This window comes from Nonomuraea sp. NPDC049649 (assembly GCF_040675175.1).
Lineage (GTDB): Bacteria > Actinomycetota > Actinomycetes > Streptosporangiales > Streptosporangiaceae > Nonomuraea.
In genome coordinates, this window is record NZ_JBFAOH010000003.1 from 285,064 (window position 1) to 301,689 (window position 16,626).

Genomic DNA, 16,626 nt, shown 5'->3' on the forward strand with positions numbered 1-16,626 from the left:
CGCATGGGACCGCGTTTGTCAGTGGGACATGTTAGCTTCCTGCGAATGCGGATCCTGCATACCTCCGACTGGCACCTGGGCCGCTCGTTCCACCGTGAGAGCCTGCTCGACGGGCAGGCGGCCTTCGTCGACCACCTGGTGGAGACCGTGCGGGAAGAGCGGGTCGACGTCGTGCTCGTCGCCGGCGACGTCTACGACCGGGCGCTGCCGCCCGTCGACGCCGTCGCGCTCTGCAACGAGGCCCTGCACCGCCTGCGTGAGACGGGCGCGCGCACGATCCTGATCAGCGGCAACCACGACTCCGCGCGGCGGCTCGGCTTCGGCGCCGCGCTGATCGAGGCGTCCGGCGTCCACCTGCGCACCGATCCCGCCCAGGCATGGGAGCCCGTCGTCATCGACGACGTCGCCTTCTACGGCATCCCCTACCTGGAGCCCGAGCTGGTCCGCCGCCCGTGGGAGCTGACCGAGCGCACCCACACCGCCGCGCTCACGTACGCCATGGACCGCATCCGCGCCGACGCCGCCCGCCACCGCCACGCCGTCGTGCTCGCGCACGCCTTCGTGACCGGGGGAGCGGCCAGCGACAGCGAGCGCGACATCAGCGTCGGCGGCGTCGCGCACGTCCCGCTCACCACCTTCGCCGGAGTCGACTACGTCGCGCTCGGCCACCTCCACGGTCGCCAGCGGATGTCGGAGACCGTCCGCTACTCCGGCTCCCCGCTCGCTTATTCGTTCTCCGAGGCCGGGCAGGTCAAGGGGTCCTGGCTGGTGACGCTCGGCTCGGGCGCGGAGTTCGTGCCCGCGCCGGTGCCGCGCCCCGTCGGCCGCATCTCCGGCCGCCTCGACGACCTGCTCACCTCACCTCGGTACGCGGACGTCGAGGACCACTGGCTGCAGGTCGTGCTCACCGACCCGGAGCGGCCCCGCGCCGCCATGGACCGGCTGCGCGCCCGCTTCCCCCACACGCTCGCCCTGTCCTTCGAACCCGAAGGCGAACGGGCCGCCCCCGCCCCCGCCCGGCTGAGCGGGCGGCCGGAGGCGGACGTCGCGCTCGACTTCGTCCGCGAGGTGCGCGGCGAGCCCGCCACCCGCGCCGAGGAAGCGCTGCTGAGACGGGCGATCGAGGAGTCGAGGATGAAGGAGACGACGGCGTAGATGCGGCCACACCGGCTCACCCTGACCGCGTTCGGCTCCTTCCCCGGGACCGAGACGGTCGACTTCGACGCGCTGACCGAATCGGGCCTGTTCCTCGTGCACGGGCCGACCGGGGCAGGCAAGACCACCGTCCTCGACGCCCTCTGCTTCGCCCTCTACGGGCAGGTGCCAGGCCAGCGCAACAGCGCCCGCAGCCTGCGCTGCGACCACGCCCCGCCCACCGTGGGGCCGTCCGTGACGCTGGAGGTGAGCATCCGCGGCCGGCTGCTCCGCATCCACCGCTCCCCGGCCTGGCAGCGGCCCAAGCTCCGCGGCACCGGCACCACCGAGGAGAAGGCCAAGGTCATCGTCGAGGAACGGCGCGGCTCCGGCTGGCAAGGGCTCACCACCCGCGCCGACGAGGCCGGCGACCTGATCGGCGGGCTGCTGGGGATGAACGCCGACCAGTTCTGGCAGGTGGCGATGCTGCCGCAGGGCGAGTTCTCGCGCTTCCTGCGCGCCGACGGGCAGGAGCGCCGCAAACTGCTCGAACGGCTGTTCACCGTCAAGATCTTCACCCAGGCGGAGGCCTGGCTGGCCGAGCACCGCAAGCAGGCGTTCCGCACCCAGCAGGAGCTGCGCCAGCAGGTCGAGTACGCCGTCCACCGCCTGGCGGAAGCCGCCGGCCCCGACCTCCTCCACCCGGCCCCGGCAGAGGACGCCTCCTTCGGCCCGGACCCTGGCGCTTCTGGTGGCGCCGCCACTTCCACCGGACCGGAGGTTACGGAGCCCGCTCACAGGGACGATGACGGTTCGCAGGCCGCCTTCGAGCCGCCGGCGCCCGAGGAGGACCCGGTGGGCTGGGCGGGTCTCCTGCAGAAGGCAGCCGAGGCCGCGGTCTCCCGTGTCGGGGACGAATACCTCGAAGCCGAGCGGATCTGGCGAGACGCCAGCACGCGGTACGAACGAGCAGCCGCCCTGGCCGACAAGCAGCGCCGCCACGCCGAGGCCCTGACCCTGCGCCGCACGCTGGACGAGCGGGCCGAGGAACGCGCCGAGCTCCAGGCGGTCCTCGACGACGCCGCCCGCGCCGCCACGGTCATCCCGCTCGTCACCGCGGCCCGCCAGCGCGCCGAGACCGCCGCCAAGGCCCAGGCTCTCGCCGCCGACGCCCTGGCCCGCGCCCGCCCCCTCACCGGGCCCGAGGACGCCCCGCAGCCGCCCCCGGAGAAGCTGGCCGCCCTGGAGAGAGCGCGGCAAGACGACATCGCCCGCCTCTCCGAGCTGCTCACCGAAGAGGCCCGCCTGCTCGTCGTACGACGCGACCTGAAACGGGAAGAGGAACGCCTGGCCGCTCTCGTACGCGAGGACGAGCAGGTCGAAGCCCGGCTCTCCGCCCTGCCCGCCCTCATCGAGGAGGCCGAGCGCGGCCTGACCGAAGCCCGCGCCGCCGCCTCACGGATCCCCGCCGTCGAGACCGTACGAGAAGCCGCCGCGGACCTGATCGAGACCGAGCGGGAACTGGAGAGCCTGACCACCGAGCTGGACACACTCGCGGCGCGCGAGACCGAGCTGGCGACCGCCGAGGCGGAGCTGCCGGGGCTGGTCGCCGAGGCCGCCGCCCGGCTGGCGGAAGTACGGGCCGAAGCGGCAGCCATCCCCGCCGCGGCCGCCCTGCTGGACTCGGCCCGGGCCACGCTCGACCGGGTCCGCCGCCGCGACGCCCTCGCCGCCGAGCTGGAGGAAGCCCAGGCGGCCCACCAGATCATCGTGGACCGTGCCCAGGGCCTGCGCGAACGGTGGCTCGACATCCGGCAGGCGCGCATCGACGGAATGGCCGCCGAACTGGCCCGCGACCTCGCCGACGGGCACCCGTGCGTGGTCTGCGGCTCCAGCCACCACCCCAACCCGGCGTCCCCCGCCCTCAGCGCCCCCTCCCCGGACGACGAGCTGGAAGCCGAACGCGACCACGAGGCCGCCGTCGCCGAACGCGAATCGGCCGAGCGAGCGCTGGCCTCCCTGCACTCCCGCCACGCGGACGCGGTGACGGAAACGTCCGGCGTGTCCATCGAGGACGCCCAGACAGCGGTGGACCAGGCCGAACAAGAGCTGACCCGCCTCCAGCAGATCGCCGCCCGAGAGCCCGAGCTGGCGGCGGCACTGGAACAGGTGGAGGCGGAACGCGAACGCGTCCGGGAAGCCGCCCGCGAACTCGGCGAAACCCTGGCCGCCCGCCGCGCCCGGCTCACCCACCTGCAAGCCGAACGCACCCGCCTGCACGCCCGCCTCACCCCCGCACCTCTGCCCGACGGACCGGAGCTGCTGCGCCTCTTGGATCGCGAACTCGTACATCTCAGAGAGGCCGCCGGCCGGGAGGAGCCGCTGGCGGAAGAGGCGGCGGCCCGCAGACGTGAGAGGGAGGACCTTCAGGAGGAGGCCCGACGGCTGGCCGTTGAGCTGGCCGCCGGCCGGACCCGGCAGGAGGAGCTGAGCGCCGAAGCCGCCCGGATCAGCGCCAGACTGGACGAGGCCCGCGGCGACGACCCCACCATCACCGCCAGGCTGACCCGGTTCGGCAACGAGGCAGGGCTGCTGAGGGAGGCGCTGGAGGCCACCATGTCGGCCCTGGCCGCCGAGAGCGAGCGGGTCAGCGCTGAGGAGGCGGCGCGGACGGCGGCACAGGAGGCCGGGTTCGCCGACACCGCCGACGCGGAGGCCGCCGCACGCACCACAGCCGAACTGGAGACCAAGGCCGAGACGCTGCGCAGGCTCGACGACCAGCTCGCCGCCGTCACCGCCACCCTGGAAGACCCCGAACTGGCCGCGGCCGCCGCCGAACCGGCACCGGACCTGGAGCGGCTGGCCACCGAACGGGACGACGCCGAACGCGCCCGCACCGCCCTGGCCTCCGCCCGCGACCGGGCCACCGCCAGAGCACACCGCCTGGCCCAGCTCCGCGACGACCTCGCCGCCTGCGTGGACGCCTGGCTCCCCGCCGCCGAACGGTACAAACTGGCCGAACAACTGGCATCACTGGCCGCCGGCACCTCCACCGACAACCAGTGGAACATGAGCCTGTCCTCGTACGTACTCGGAGAGCGACTCCGCCAGGTCGTGGACGCCGCCAACGAACGGCTCGGCCACATGTCCGGCGGGCGCTACCTGCTCCGCCACGACCTCGCCAGAACCGCCGGCTCCCGCTCCCGCTCCGGCGGCGGCCTGGGCTTGAAAGTCTTCGACGGATGGACCGGCATCGAACGCGACCCCGCCACCCTGTCCGGCGGAGAGAGCTTCATCACCTCGCTCGCGCTGGCCCTCGGCCTGGCCGACGTGGTGACAGCAGAAGCGGGCGGCGCCGAAATCGGCACCCTCTTCGTCGACGAAGGATTCGGCACCCTCGACGAGGACACCCTCGACGGCGTCCTCGACATCCTCGACGGACTCCGTGACGGCGGCCGGGCGGTAGGCATCGTCAGCCACGTCGCCGAACTCCGCTCCCGAATCCCGTCCCAGCTCAAGGTCACCAAGACCCGCACCGGCTCCACCTTGTCCGCGACCTCCGCCTGAGGTTCTGCCGCAGGGTCGGCATTCATTGCCAATCGCACGGGAGCGATTGGGACAGGACCGATTCCACGAATGCCTCGGATCGGCCTGCGGGGGCTGGGTTGCTCGTGGGAGACGGCCTGCTTTCAAAGAGGACGCCCTGTCAGCCGATTGTGAATACGCACTTGAGCTGGGCCTCACTATGGCCCAAAAGTCGAAGGGTCTTTGGGACAGTTCGGGGTCTGACAAACCGAACCCGTCAGGTCCTACCGGCAAAGGGGAATCGAACTCACCCGCTCAAGATGCACACCGAGTTCGTCGAGAGCGCGGTGTACGCCCTGGACAAGGGCGAGGTCAATCGCTCGTACGTCTACTACCCGGCACCCGCCGACGACGTCACGTCCCTCACCCTGGAAACGGACGGCCTGGGCGAGGTGAAGGGCATCCCCATCTCCTGACCCTCACACCAGGCCTGCCTCACTCACCCGGCCGTCCCGCGCGTATCGGCCGGGCCCAGGCGTCGCGGATCTCCGTAGAGAGCCCCACCTCGTAGACACGCCGAAGGTGGGGGGAGACAAGGGGCGCCGGTTTCCCGCGACGCAGCGCCGGAGTCAGCCGGTCTCGCTCGTTCTGTCGACGAAGGCGGCCAGGGCCTTGACCCGGTCGGCGTGCTGGTCGTGGCCGACGATGACCGGGGGTTCGTTGTAGGGCATCGCGTCCGAGGAGCGGCGGAGCTTGATGTACTGGCCGCAGGCGTCGATCGCGTACGGCTCCATGTCGTCCTGCAGCGCCCCGATCACCGTGATGCCGTAGGTCTCGCCGATCCGCCGGAACAGCGCCACCGCCTCCCGCCGGTGCTCCTTGCCGAGGTTGCGGCCCAGTTCGTCGAGGACCAGGCACAGGTGGCCGCCGCCGGAGGAGGCGATGGCCGCCGCGCACACCAGCTTGACGGCCTTCTCGTCCATGAGCGCGGTGTTGGCCCGCCGGTTGTAGGGCACGTAGCCCTGGCCCTCGCCGCGCCGCCACTTCGGCGTCACCCGCCACTGCCAGCGCTGCTCCGGGTCGGCGGGCGCGGGCGGCACCGGGAACTCCAGCGTCGCGCCGTATCCGCCGTACGAGACGTCGAGCTTGCCGAACTCCTCCGCCACCCGCTCCAGCCGGGCCTTGATCGCCGCCGTGAGCGCCGCCCGGTGGACGGCCGTGGACTGCGCCGCCTCCTCCGCGCCCTTGTCGGCCGCCGCCAGGTCACGCTGCCGCGACACGAGCTGCGCCTCGATCTGCCGCCGCTGGTGCTTCTCGTACTCCTCCTGGCCGCGCAGGTAGGAGGCGAGCGACGTGCACACGCCCGCGAACGTCGCCTGTTCCCGGGCCGCGCTGCCGCCCCGCTCGGCCAGCAGGAACCGCAGCTCCTCCGGCACCTCGGCGTCCTCCTCCGGGAAGGTGTCGCGCAGCGCCTGGTCGAGATGGCGTTCGGCGACCCGCCACCACTCGTCGGCGGTGCGCGGACGCTCCTCCTCGGGCAGCTCCGCCAGCCAGGAGGCGGCCGACTCGGCGGGGCCGCCCCAGTCGGCGGCCAGCGCGCCGAGCTTGAGCGCCTCCCGCTCGGCGGCGACCCGGGCCTCCTGCTCGCGGGCGCGGGCACGCTCGCCGTCGAGCTGCTGGCGGCGGCTCTCCAGCCGCTCGATCTCCAGGTCGCGGGTACGGGCGCGGAAGTCGAGAGCGGCGGTCTCCCGTTCGGCCTCGGCGACCTTCGGGGCCAGTTCCTCCAGCGCGGCGGCCAGCCCGGCGAGCGTGGCCCGCTGCCCGGTCAGCCGTCGCTCCAGCTCCTCCAGCCGCACCCCCGCGTTGGCGCCGTCGAGCCTGCGCTGGGCCAGCGTCACCGCCTCCTCGGCCTCGCGCACGGCCTGGGCGGCGGTGTCCTGGGAGTCCATGGCGCGGTTCAGGCGCTGCTCGGCGGCCTTGATCCTGGCCTCCCGGCCGGTCGCCACCCCGTCGAACGCCCCCACCACGCTCACCCCGGCCGCGCTCACCAGCACGGACCCGGGCAGCTCGCGCAGCGCCGCGGCCGCCTCCGCCTGCCGGTCGGCGTCCACGATCACGGCGTGCTCGCCGGGCCAGTTGCGCAGCTCGCCCAGCGCCGGCCCGCCGCTCTTCCGGCGGCCCGAAGACTCGCGGGCCTGCTCGGCGACGTCGAGCGCGTCCAGCAGACCGGACGCGGGGACGCCCGCCTGGGCGAGGGCGTCGAGCTGGGCGGCGGCCGGGCCGCCCTCGGCGTCGTCCAGCGCCGCGCGGGCCGAGGCCACCTCCTGGTCGGCCACGCCCAGCGCCTTGAGCGCCTCGTTGAGCCGGAGCCGGGCCTCGCGCAGCTCACGCTCGGCGCCGGGCACGTCACGTCCGTCGGCGAACCGGCGCGCCTCCTCCAGAGCCGGGATCCGGCCGCGCAGCTCGTCGGCGGTGTTCTCCGCCACCGCCCGGTCGGCGTCGAGCTTGGCCGCCCGCGCCTGGAACTCGGCCAGCTCCTTGCGGGCCGCGGTGACCTGCCGGTCGAGCGTGTCGTCCTTCAGCGTGGCGATCTCGGCGCGGACCTCGGCGATCGCCTCCGCCGCGGTCTCGCCCGCGACGCGGTGCCGCTCCAGCTCGGCGGCGAGCGCGTCGTCCTTCGCCGCCGCGTCGGCCAGCTTGCGCGCCTGCCGCCCCTTCCAGCAACGCATCGCCTCGGCCAGCCGCACCCGGGCCTGATCGCGCCGGTCGAACGTGGCCAGCAGCGCCCGGGACTCCGCCTCGAACTCCGCCAGCCGCTCCGCCGCCTGCGCCGCCCGCACCCGCTTGGCGTGCTCGTCGCGCCGCGCCTCCCGCTCCAGCTCCAGCTCGGCGTCCAGCCCCGTCAGCGCCGCGATCGCCTCGAACACCCGCTCCGGCGAGATCTCGTTCAGCGGCTGGGACAGCAGGTTGGTCGCCACCTTGCTGCGCACGCTCGTCGACAGGAAGGACACGCACCGCACCCGGTCGCCGTACAGGACCTTGGTGAGGTCGCGCGCCACCACGTCACGGCGGCCCGCCGAACGCGGCAGCGACGCCCAGATCTCGTCGGCCCGCGCCACCCGCTCCGCCTCCGACGCCGCGGCCGCCAGCCGCACCCCCTCCCGCCACCGGATCTCCAGGTGCGGCGCCTCCTGGTTGACCCGCACCCAGACGGTCAGCGGCGCGTCCGGCCGCCCGGCGACGCCGAACAGCTCGCCGTCGTCGTCACCCGGCTCCACCTCGTACGCGTCGAGCTCGCCGCCCGAGGCCGGGGCGAACACGCCGACGATGTAGCCGTGACCCGCGCTCGCCCACTGCCGGCCGCCCGCCCCGCTCGCCAGCTCCGCGTTGAACAGCAGCTCCGACACCGCCTTGGCACCGGAGGCGAACCGCCACTGCTCGTCGCCGAGCAGCGCCGTGATCGAGGCGATGAACGACGACTTGCCGGCGCCGTTGGAGTCCTTCGGCCCGGCCCCCGCCACCACGATCAGCGTGCCGGGCACGACGGGCACCGCATGGGTGGACAGGCGCGAGATGTTGACCGCCTGCACAGCGATCAGCACCCGATCCCCGACGACGTTCTCCACCTGTGCCACCACTAACCCCCCGTTGCCTTCGTCCGGCCCGGCCGTGCCGGACCACCGTCGTTCATCGCGCCGCCCGGCGCGCCCGCACCGCGGCCGCCAGCGGCGTGTCGGGCCCCGCCGCCAGGATCAACTCCTCCTGCAACCGCCTGCGCGCCGCCGGTGTCAGGCGGTGGAACTGCGGGCCGGGCACGTAGCCGCCCGCCTCCTCGCCCGCCTTCACCTGCGTCAGCAGCCCGGCATGGCGCAGCGCCCGCAGCGCCGACTCCAGCTCGCCGATCGGCAGCTGGGTGTGGCGGCGCAGCTCATCGACCGGGGTCGGGTGCGGCGACAGCCACGAGTCCTCCGGCAGCAGGCCCTCGGCGCGCGGGATGGCCACCGAATGCACCAGCACCAGGGTCAGCACGGCCCGTTCGCTCTCGCCCGGCCCGCCGTCCGGCTGCTCGTCTCGTACGAGATCGTCGGCGTAACCCGAGGTCCAGCGGTCGCGCTGCTGGATCAGCGTCCGCCCGCGACGGGCCAGCATCTCGGCGAGCGTGCGCCGCAGCGCCGGGTCGCGCAGCGCGGCGAACCTCGCCTCCGGCACCGGCTCGGCGGCGTGCTCCACCACCATGAACGCGGACACCAGCTCGGCCCTGCGCCGCTCGTCATAGCCGCTCAGCAGATCGTCGAACTCGGCCACCCCCGGCTCCGCCCGGCTCCCGGGATGCGGCACCGCGGGCGCGGCCGGATCTCCGGCCGCGCCGGACTCAGGCGAAGAAAGGGCGACCGGCGCCGCTTCGGCGACCACGGGCGCGTCGCGGCGCTCCGGGAAAGCGGCGGTGACCGGCATCGTGTCGGAGACCGCTGGCCTGCCACTGCGCTCCGGAAGAGCCGCGGTGCCTGCCGTGGCGCCGTGTTCTGGCGGGGTGGCCCTCGTCGTCCCGTCGGAGGCCGTCAGCGCGCGTTCGGGAAGGGCGGCTGTGCCTGGCGTCGCGTCCGAGACCGGGGACGCGGCGTTGCGGTCCGGGAGGGCGGCGGCGACGAGGGTGGCGTCGGGGACTACCGGGGCGGCGCGGCGCTCCGGGTCCGGGATGCGGCGTACGAGGTCTTTCAGGACCGCGTGGGACTCCACCGGCCACAGGGCGCATCGGGGGCCGAGCGAGACGATGCCGTCGGACAGCACCGCCCAGGCCGAGTCGTGGAGCCGGCGGAGCGCGCCGATGGCCCAGTTGCGCATGAGGTCGTCGGTGCGGCCGATCAGGGCGCGGTAGGTGTCGAGGACGCGCTCCAGGGGCGCCGGTTCGCCCGGCCAGGGGTCGGCCGACAGGTCGGTCCAGCAGCACTTGAGGACCGCCGCCAGCACCCGGCGCGTCTCGCCGGCCCGCTCCACCGGCATGGGCGCCACCTGGTGCTCCTCCAGCAGGGCCGGGGTCGCGCCGTCGGGCCAGACCGGCAGAGCCAGGCCCGTGGAGTCGGGGCCGGTCAGCCTCGTCATGCCCGCGGGCGCGGGGACGCCGGGCCCGAGCCGGAGCGGGCCCAGCGCGCGGGCCCGCGCGTGTGCGTCCGCGGTCACGCCGTACGCTCCAGATGGCCGTGGGAGAGCCAGGACGGCTCCCGGGACGGGTCGATCGTCAGCCCGCCGGACCAGACCAGCCGGTAGGGCAGTTCGGGCCGCAGGTCGGCGGTCGTCAGGTCGGCGAGCACCCGCCGGGCGGTGGCCCAGTCGGGGCCGAGCACGTCGGCCAGCGCCACCCGCGACTCCTCGCCCAGCAGGGACTCGGCCAGCTCCCGCAGCCGCTCCAGGCCCGCCTCCAGGGGGCCGCCGAGCGAGTCGTCAGGGCCGGGGTCGGGGAGGGTGGAGCGCGGGGGAGTGGGCTGGGCGGGCGCGGGCCGGGGCGCCTCGTCGACGGCGCGGGCGATGGCGGCCGGGTCGTGCCACGGCGCGGGGGCGTCGAAGACGAACCCGTCGAGCACCGCCGCCAGCCGCTCCTTCGGCGCCGTCTGGGCGAACGTGCGCCACGTCTCGGTCGGCAGCAGGGTCAGGTTGCGGGTGGTGCCGGCCGAGTCGGCCAGCCGCCCGGCGGCGCGGCGGGAGGCGTCGCTGTAGGCGTAGATCGCCGCCCGCAGGTCGGTGCAGACCCGGTCGAGCTCGGGCCAGCGGGTCAGGATGGTGGCGTGCAGGCTCTGCGCGCGGTGCGCGATCTCCTCGGTGCCCCACAGCTTGGGCGCCTGCTCGCGCAGCTCCTCGATGGTGCCGGTGGTGAGCGTGATCAGCTCCAGCGCCCACAGCCGGAACGCCCGCGCCAGGTTGACGGCGCTCTGCCGGGCCTCGTCCATCGTGGTGCGCGGGTCGGCGACGTTGAGGTCTTCAAGGGCGAGCAGCCGGTGCATCTCCGACTGGCCGCCGTCGTCCATCATCCGCCGGATGAACATCAGGCCGACCACGCTGGTGAACGAGGCGCGGTAGCGCAGCTGGTTGGGCTTGGGGAACACCTCGCGGATCGCGCCGAGCCCCTTGAGCACCCGCAGCCGGTTGTCGAACTGCTCGGCGGGATAGGCGCCGCAGGCCAGACGCATCTGCTCGTGCGTCAGCCACTCCTCGCCCGCCTCCGCGAACGCGGCGAACAGCGTCTCGGCGATGTCGACCAGCACGGGGTCGTCGACCACCGCGCCGCTGTCGCGGGCCAGCGCCGCGAACATGCGGCGGTAGGTGGACAGCACCGCCTCGTCGCTGAGCGCGGCGTCCAGGGTCAGGGGCTCCTCGGGCACGCGCACTAAGGTACGGCCTCCGGCCGACAATCCCGACCTCATCCACCGTACGCCCGCCGCGGAGCCTTGATCACGGCCCGGGCAGGGCCGTGATCAAGGGCTGCCGGTCAGGCGCAGGTGTAGCCGGACGGCAGCGCGTTGTCGCCGTCGGGCTTGCTCACCTGGAAGCCGAAGCCGGTGGTGCTGGCGCCCGGCGCGAGCGTGCCGTTGTAGCTGACGTTCTTGACCGTGACGGTCTGGCCGCTGGTGGTGACGGTGCCGTTCCACGAGCCGGTCAGGGTGTGCCCGGCGGGCAGGGTGAAGGTGACGGTCCAGCCGTTGAGCGTCGCGGTGCCGGTGTTGGTGATGGTCAGCGGCTGGATCACGTAGCCGTTGCCCCACTGCGACTGCACGGTCGGGGTGGCCGAGCAGGCGCCGGGCGGCGGGCCGCTCTGCTCGTCGGTGGTGATCTGGACGGTGCCGGAGACCGGTGAGACGTTGCCGGCGGCGTCGCGGGCCCGGACCTGGTAGCGGTAGGTGGTGTCCGCGGTCAGGCCGCTGTCGGTGTACGAGGTCGTGGCGGAGGTGCCGACCTGGGCGAAGGCGCCGCCCGACGAGCCGGGAGCGCGCAGGATGTCGTAGCCGGTCACGCCGGTGTCGTCGGTGGAGGCGGTCCAGGTCAGCGTGGCGCCCGTGGCGGTGACGTTGGAGGCGACGGGCGTGCCCGGGGCGGTCGGCGGCGTGGTGTCGTTCTGGCTGGTGGTCAGGCCGAAGAAGTCGACGGCGTAGCGGGCCATGCCGCCCTGCGGAAGGGCGTGCCCGGCGCCCTGGATGCTGTACGACTCCACCCGCACGGTGCCGGACTGGTCGGCGTAGCGGCTGCGGTTCCAGTTCGCCTGCGGGGTGTCGGTGCTGGTCGGGGTCTGGCTGAGCCCGAACACGTTGGTCCACTGCTCGACCGACTCGCGCAGCAGCGAGTAGGGCACGAGGGTGTCGCTGGTGCCGTGCCAGAGCTGGATGGGCGGGCGGGTGCCGGAGAAGCCCGGGTAAGCCTGGCGGACCGCGTCGCCCCACTGCTGGGGTGTCCGGTCCATGCTCCCGCCGGTGCATCTGCTGCTTCCCGGCGGGTAGTCGGCGGCGCCGGCGAAGCAGTCGAAGGGCACGCCCATGAAGGAGGCCCCCGCCTTGAACACGTCCGGGTAGACGGCGAGCATGTGCTGGGTCATCATGCCGCCGGAGGAGCTTCCCGTGGCGTAGACCCGGTTCGGGTCACCCTGGTAGGTCCGCTCGACATAGCCGATCATCGACAGGATCGAGACGGGGTCGCTGCCGCCGTTGCGGCGCTTGGCCGTGTCCGACCAGGTGTCGAAACAGTTGCCGAAACCGGCTGACTGGGTGGCGGTCGGATAAATGACGATAAAGCCATATTGATCCGCCAGTGAGGCGAATTCACTGCCCTGGTAGAAGCCCTGACCAGAGCCGCCGCAGCCGTGCATCGCGACCACGATCGCCGGCGAGGCCGGGCGCGAATCCGGCACGTAGACGTGCATCCGCATGTTGCCGGGGTTGTCGCCGAAGCTGGACACCTCCACCAGCGAGGCGGCGAGGGCCGGCGATCCGAGTATCACGGTCATGGCGGCGAAGAGCGCCGCGGCGCAGGCACCCGCCAGCGCCGTGGTCAATCGTCTCATGCGCGCTCCTCCTTCTCCTTCGACGCGGCCCGCCGCCGCGTAATGACATCGGTCGCTGGAAAATAAGAGGCGCACGACGCGACGTCAACGCCTGCCCCTAGCGCATACCCGGCCGTTCACGGGAGTGAAAGACGTTTGCCCTGGTTATCAAGTAACTTGTTATCAATGGCCTTGATACCAGTGCGGGAAACTTTCATCGGGCCACGGGCGCGATATCGTCTCCTGGTGACTGATCCGGGTGTCCCCGCGGCCGCCGCGCCCGACGTACCGCTGCCCCGTGTGAGCTACCTGGTGTTCCGCCTGGAACGCCGCATCCGCGCCCGCCTCGACGAGGCGCTGGCCCGCCATGGCATGACGACCACCGGCTACATGGCGCTCAGCGAGCTACGGGTGCGCGACGCCCCGTCCTCGGCCGACCTGGCCCGCATCGCCTTCGTCACCCCGCAGGCGATGAACCTGGTCATCCGCGACCTCGAACAGCGCGGCCTGATCCGCCGCGAGCCGCACCCCGACGGCGGCCGCGCGCTGCGCACCCGCCTCACCCCGAAGGGCCTGGACACCCTCCAGCGCTGCGACCGCTCCCTCGACGGCCTCGAATCCGTCATGCTCGCCGGCATCGACGACCCGGAGCGCACGGCCCTCGCGGAGACCCTCACCCGGTGCTCCCGGGCCCTCCACCCCGACCCCGGCTAGGCGAAGGGGTTCAGCAGATAGCCGCCCGCCGCCACCGACCCCGCCGCCATCAGCAGGAAGAAGAGCACGTAGAACCCGCCGGGCAGGAACGTCAGCCGGGCCAGCTGGTCGGCGTCGGAGTCGCGCGCCTGCCGCATGCGCCGCTTGCGCTGCAGCTCCAGGATCGGCCGTACGCCGCCGAACAGCAGGAACCACACCACCACGAACGCCACGACCTGCTGCACCGCGTCCGGCGCGTACATCGACAGCGCGAACACCGCCCCGCCCGACGCCAGCAGGATGAGCGCCCCGTACAGGTTGCGGATCAGCAGCAGCATCCCCACGAGGAAGAGGAGCATCCCCCAGATCAGCAGGGTGATCCGCCCCTGGTCGGCGAGCCAGGCGCCCGCCAGCCCGAGCAGCGACGGCGCCACATAGCCCGCCAGCGCCGTCAGCACCATGCCGGGCCCGTTGGGCCGCCCCCTCGTCAGCGTCACGCCCGAGGTGTCGGAGTGCAGCCGGATGCCCTCCAGCTTGCGCCGCGTGAGCAGCGCCATGAGCGCGTGGCCGCCCTCGTGGGCGATCGTGATCAGACCCCTGGACAGCTGCCAGGGCGTGGTCAAGGTGACGATCGCGAGCGCCGCCAGCGCGGAGGCCACCACGACCCAGGGTTCGGGGTCAGGACGCACCTCGATCAGCTGAGCCCAGAGCTTGTCCATCGATGACAGACCCTATCCAGGTAAAGTCACGATTGTGGCCACAGAGCTTTATTCCGATGACGCGGTGCCCGCCTGGTGGGCGGCGCTCGGGCTCCCGGGCCTGGTGGATCTGCACGTCCACTTCCTGCCCGAGCGGATGGAGCGCCGGGTCTGGCACCACTTCCGCCACGGCGGCCCGCTCATGGGCGCCGGCTGGAAGATCGAGTACGAGTGGCCGGTCGACGACCGGGTGACCCGGCTGCGGGAGCTCGGGGTGACGGCCTTCCCCGCACTCGCGTACGCCCATAAACCGGGCATGGCGGCGGACCTCAACGACTGGACGCTCGGGTTCGCCGAGCGGACGCCCGGCTGCCTGCCCTCGGCCACCTTCTACCCCGAGCCCGGCGTCACCGCCTACGTCCGGCGGGCCCTGGACCGCGGCGCGAAGATCTTCAAGGTCCACCTCCAGGTGGGGAACTTCGACCCCGCGCTGCCCGAGCTGGACGACGTCTGGGGGCTGCTGGCCGAGACCGGCGTGCCGGTGGTGGTGCACGCCAGCTCGGTGCCGGTGCCCGGCGGGTACGTGGGCGCGGAGCCGATCGGCGAGGTGCTGCGCCGGCATCCCCGGCTGCGGGCCATCATCGCGCACCTCGGCATGCCCGAGTACGACCCGTTCTTCGCGCTGGCCGAGCGCTACGAGCGGGTGGCGCTCGACACCACGATGGCCTTCACCGACTTCACCGAGGCCGGCATGCCGTTTCCCGCCCGGCTCCGACCGGCCCTGCGTGAACTCGGGCTGGCGGGGAAGGTGGTGCTCGGCAGTGACTACCCGACGATCCCTCACCCGTACGCCCATCAGCTGCACGCGCTCGGCCGGCTCGATCTCGGAGACGACTGGGTGCGGGCCGTCTGCTGGGGCAACGGCCTGGCCATGGTTCGATAGCAAGGTGAACGATCGGCACGTTGCGCTGATATGCGCGTTCTATGAGGCCCTTCGCCGTGCTGACGAGGCGGCCATGGCGGCCTGCTACCATCCCGAGGTCAGCTTCGGAGATCCCGTTTTCCAGGAGCTGGAGGGCCGCGCCAGGGTGATGGCGAAGTGGCGGCTCCAGCTCAGCCGCGACGGCGGGCTGTCGACCGAGTTCCACGGCGCCAGCGCCGACGACTTCTCCGGCACCGCCCGCTACACGGCCCGCTACCGGATGGACGAGACGGGCCGCGACGTGGTCAACGAGATCGAGGCGCTCTTCCGGTTCGAGGGCGACCTGATCGTCCGCCACCACGAGGAGTTCGACTTCAGACGCTGGTCCAAGATGGCGCTGGGCCGCCCCCACGTGCTGCTGTTCGGCTGGACGCCGAGCTGGCGGCAGAGCATCCGCGAGCGGGCCATGCGGAGGCTCGAAGAGTTCGTGACCTGACACAGGAGGTGGCATGGCCAGGGCGCACGGGCGCCGGCGCGGCGGGCTGAACCGCGAGCGGGCTCCCGAGAAGTCGATGGATCCGCGGCCGAGCGAGGACCAGCCCTACCGCCCGACCGTCATCAACAACACCGTCTACGAGGACGGCCGGGTCATCGACACACCCGGTTCGCTGGCCGACGCCTTCCGCTGCCTGAAGGACAAGCCCGGCGCGCTCGCCTGGATAGGGCTGTACCGGCCCAAGGAGTGGGAGCTGGTCAAGCTCGCCGAGGCGTTCCAGCTCCACGAGCTGGCCCTCGAAGACGCCATCGTCGGCTCCCAGCGCCCCAAGGCCGACCGCTACGGAGACACCCTCTTCGTCGTGCTGCGCGCGGCCACCTACCTCGACGAGGCCGAGGAGGTCGCCTTCGGCGAGCTGCACGTCTTCGTCGGCCCCGACTTCGTGCTCACCGTCCGCCACTCCGAGACGCCCGACCTGCAAGTGGTGCGCAGGCGCATGGAGTCGGAGCCCGACCTGCTGCGCAAGGGGCCGCAGGCGGTGCTCTACGCGATCCTGGACGCGGTGGTCGACGGGTACGCCCCGGTCGTGGCCGGGCTCCAGAAGGACATCGAGGAGATCGAGGTCCAGGTGTTCGGCGGCGACCCCGCCGTCTCCCGCCGCGTCTACGAGCTGTCGCGCGAGGTGATCGAGTTCCAGCGCGCGACCGCGCCGCTGGTACGGATGATCGACGGGTTCATCGCCGGCGCCGAGAAGTACGGGGTCGACGGTGAGCTGCAGACCTACCTGGGCGACGTCGCCGACCACGCCATCACCGCCAACGAGCGGGTGGCCTCCTTCCGCCAGCAGCTCCAGGACATCCTGGTGGTCAACTCCACCCTGGTCACCCAGGCGCAGAACGCCGAGATGGCCAGGATGACCGAGGTCAGCATCCGGCAGGGCGAGGAGGTCAAGAAGATCTCCGCCTGGGGCGCCATCCTGTTCGCCCCGACCGTGGTGGGCGGCATCTACGGGATGAACTTCGAGAACATGCCCGAGTACCACTGGGCCCTGGGCTACCCGTTCGCGATCAGCCTCATGGTCACCGTCTGCGTCATCCTGTACAGCATCTTCAAACGGCGCGGCTGGCTCTGACCG

Annotated in this window: 12 protein-coding genes; 7 read left to right on the forward strand and 5 right to left on the reverse strand. The window is 72.8% G+C overall.

The window, feature by feature from the left end; genetic code table 11:
- Positions 1-45 precede the first annotated feature (45 nt).
- From AB0J42_RS06630 to AB0J42_RS06640, 3 genes are all read left to right on the forward strand, one after another.
- Positions 46-1,155, forward strand: a complete 1,110-nt coding sequence (locus tag AB0J42_RS06630; protein ID WP_364289633.1) for an exonuclease SbcCD subunit D — start codon at positions 46-48, stop codon at positions 1,153-1,155.
- Positions 1,156-4,701, forward strand: coding sequence for an SMC family ATPase (locus tag AB0J42_RS06635; protein ID WP_364289635.1), 3,546 nt, complete (start codon positions 1,156-1,158; stop codon positions 4,699-4,701).
- A 278-nt stretch (positions 4,702-4,979) separates the two neighbouring features.
- Positions 4,980-5,135, forward strand: coding sequence for a hypothetical protein (locus AB0J42_RS06640; protein ID WP_364289637.1), 156 nt, complete (start codon positions 4,980-4,982; stop codon positions 5,133-5,135).
- 153 nt (positions 5,136-5,288) lie between these two features.
- On the opposite strand, the gene AB0J42_RS06645 is transcribed toward AB0J42_RS06640, so the two are convergent.
- The 4 genes from AB0J42_RS06645 to AB0J42_RS06660 form a co-directional block, all read right to left on the reverse strand.
- Complete coding sequence (locus AB0J42_RS06645) at positions 5,289-8,285, reverse strand: chromosome partitioning protein ParA (RefSeq protein WP_364289639.1); 2,997 nt, start codon at positions 8,283-8,285, stop codon at positions 5,289-5,291.
- A gap of 61 nt (positions 8,286-8,346) precedes the next feature.
- Positions 8,347-9,837 carry a hypothetical protein gene (locus AB0J42_RS06650; protein WP_364289641.1) on the reverse strand — a complete coding sequence of 497 codons (1,491 nt, stop codon included), beginning with the start codon at positions 9,835-9,837 and terminating at the stop codon, positions 8,347-8,349.
- The gene (locus tag AB0J42_RS06655) at positions 9,834-11,033 is read right to left on the reverse strand and encodes a hypothetical protein (RefSeq protein ID WP_364289643.1); all 1,200 of its coding nucleotides are present in this window, start codon (positions 11,031-11,033) and stop codon (positions 9,834-9,836) included. The genes AB0J42_RS06650 and AB0J42_RS06655 overlap by 4 nt, the downstream gene beginning before the upstream one ends.
- 107 nt (positions 11,034-11,140) lie before the next feature.
- Entirely contained in the window at positions 11,141-12,703 is a 1,563-nt protein-coding gene (locus AB0J42_RS06660) for a PHB depolymerase family esterase (RefSeq protein WP_364289645.1), read from the reverse strand.
- 225 nt (positions 12,704-12,928) lie between these two features.
- Here AB0J42_RS06660 and AB0J42_RS06665 point away from each other — a divergent pair, with 225 nt between their 5' ends.
- The gene (locus AB0J42_RS06665; RefSeq protein ID WP_364289647.1) at positions 12,929-13,396 is read left to right on the forward strand and encodes a MarR family transcriptional regulator; all 468 of its coding nucleotides are present in this window, start codon (positions 12,929-12,931) and stop codon (positions 13,394-13,396) included.
- Here AB0J42_RS06665 and AB0J42_RS06670 read toward each other — a convergent pair.
- A complete protein-coding gene (locus tag AB0J42_RS06670; protein WP_364289649.1) occupies positions 13,393-14,094 on the reverse strand; it encodes a M50 family metallopeptidase in 702 nt (233 codons plus the stop codon). The two genes, AB0J42_RS06665 and AB0J42_RS06670, sit on opposite strands and share 4 nt — an antisense overlap.
- A gap of 34 nt (positions 14,095-14,128) precedes the next feature.
- Here AB0J42_RS06670 and AB0J42_RS06675 point away from each other — a divergent pair, with 34 nt between their 5' ends.
- From AB0J42_RS06675 to AB0J42_RS06685, 3 genes are read left to right on the forward strand one after another with little or no spacing between them, the layout of a single operon-like run.
- On the forward strand, positions 14,129-15,016 hold the full coding sequence (locus tag AB0J42_RS06675) for an amidohydrolase family protein (protein ID WP_364289651.1): 888 nt from the start codon (positions 14,129-14,131) through the stop codon (positions 15,014-15,016).
- 4 nt (positions 15,017-15,020) lie between these two features.
- The gene (locus AB0J42_RS06680; RefSeq protein ID WP_364289653.1) at positions 15,021-15,491 is read left to right on the forward strand and encodes a nuclear transport factor 2 family protein; all 471 of its coding nucleotides are present in this window, start codon (positions 15,021-15,023) and stop codon (positions 15,489-15,491) included.
- Between the two features lie 13 nt (positions 15,492-15,504).
- Positions 15,505-16,623 carry a magnesium and cobalt transport protein CorA gene (locus AB0J42_RS06685; protein WP_364289655.1) on the forward strand — a complete coding sequence of 373 codons (1,119 nt, stop codon included), beginning with the start codon at positions 15,505-15,507 and terminating at the stop codon, positions 16,621-16,623.
- The last annotated feature ends 3 nt before the right edge of the window (positions 16,624-16,626 follow it).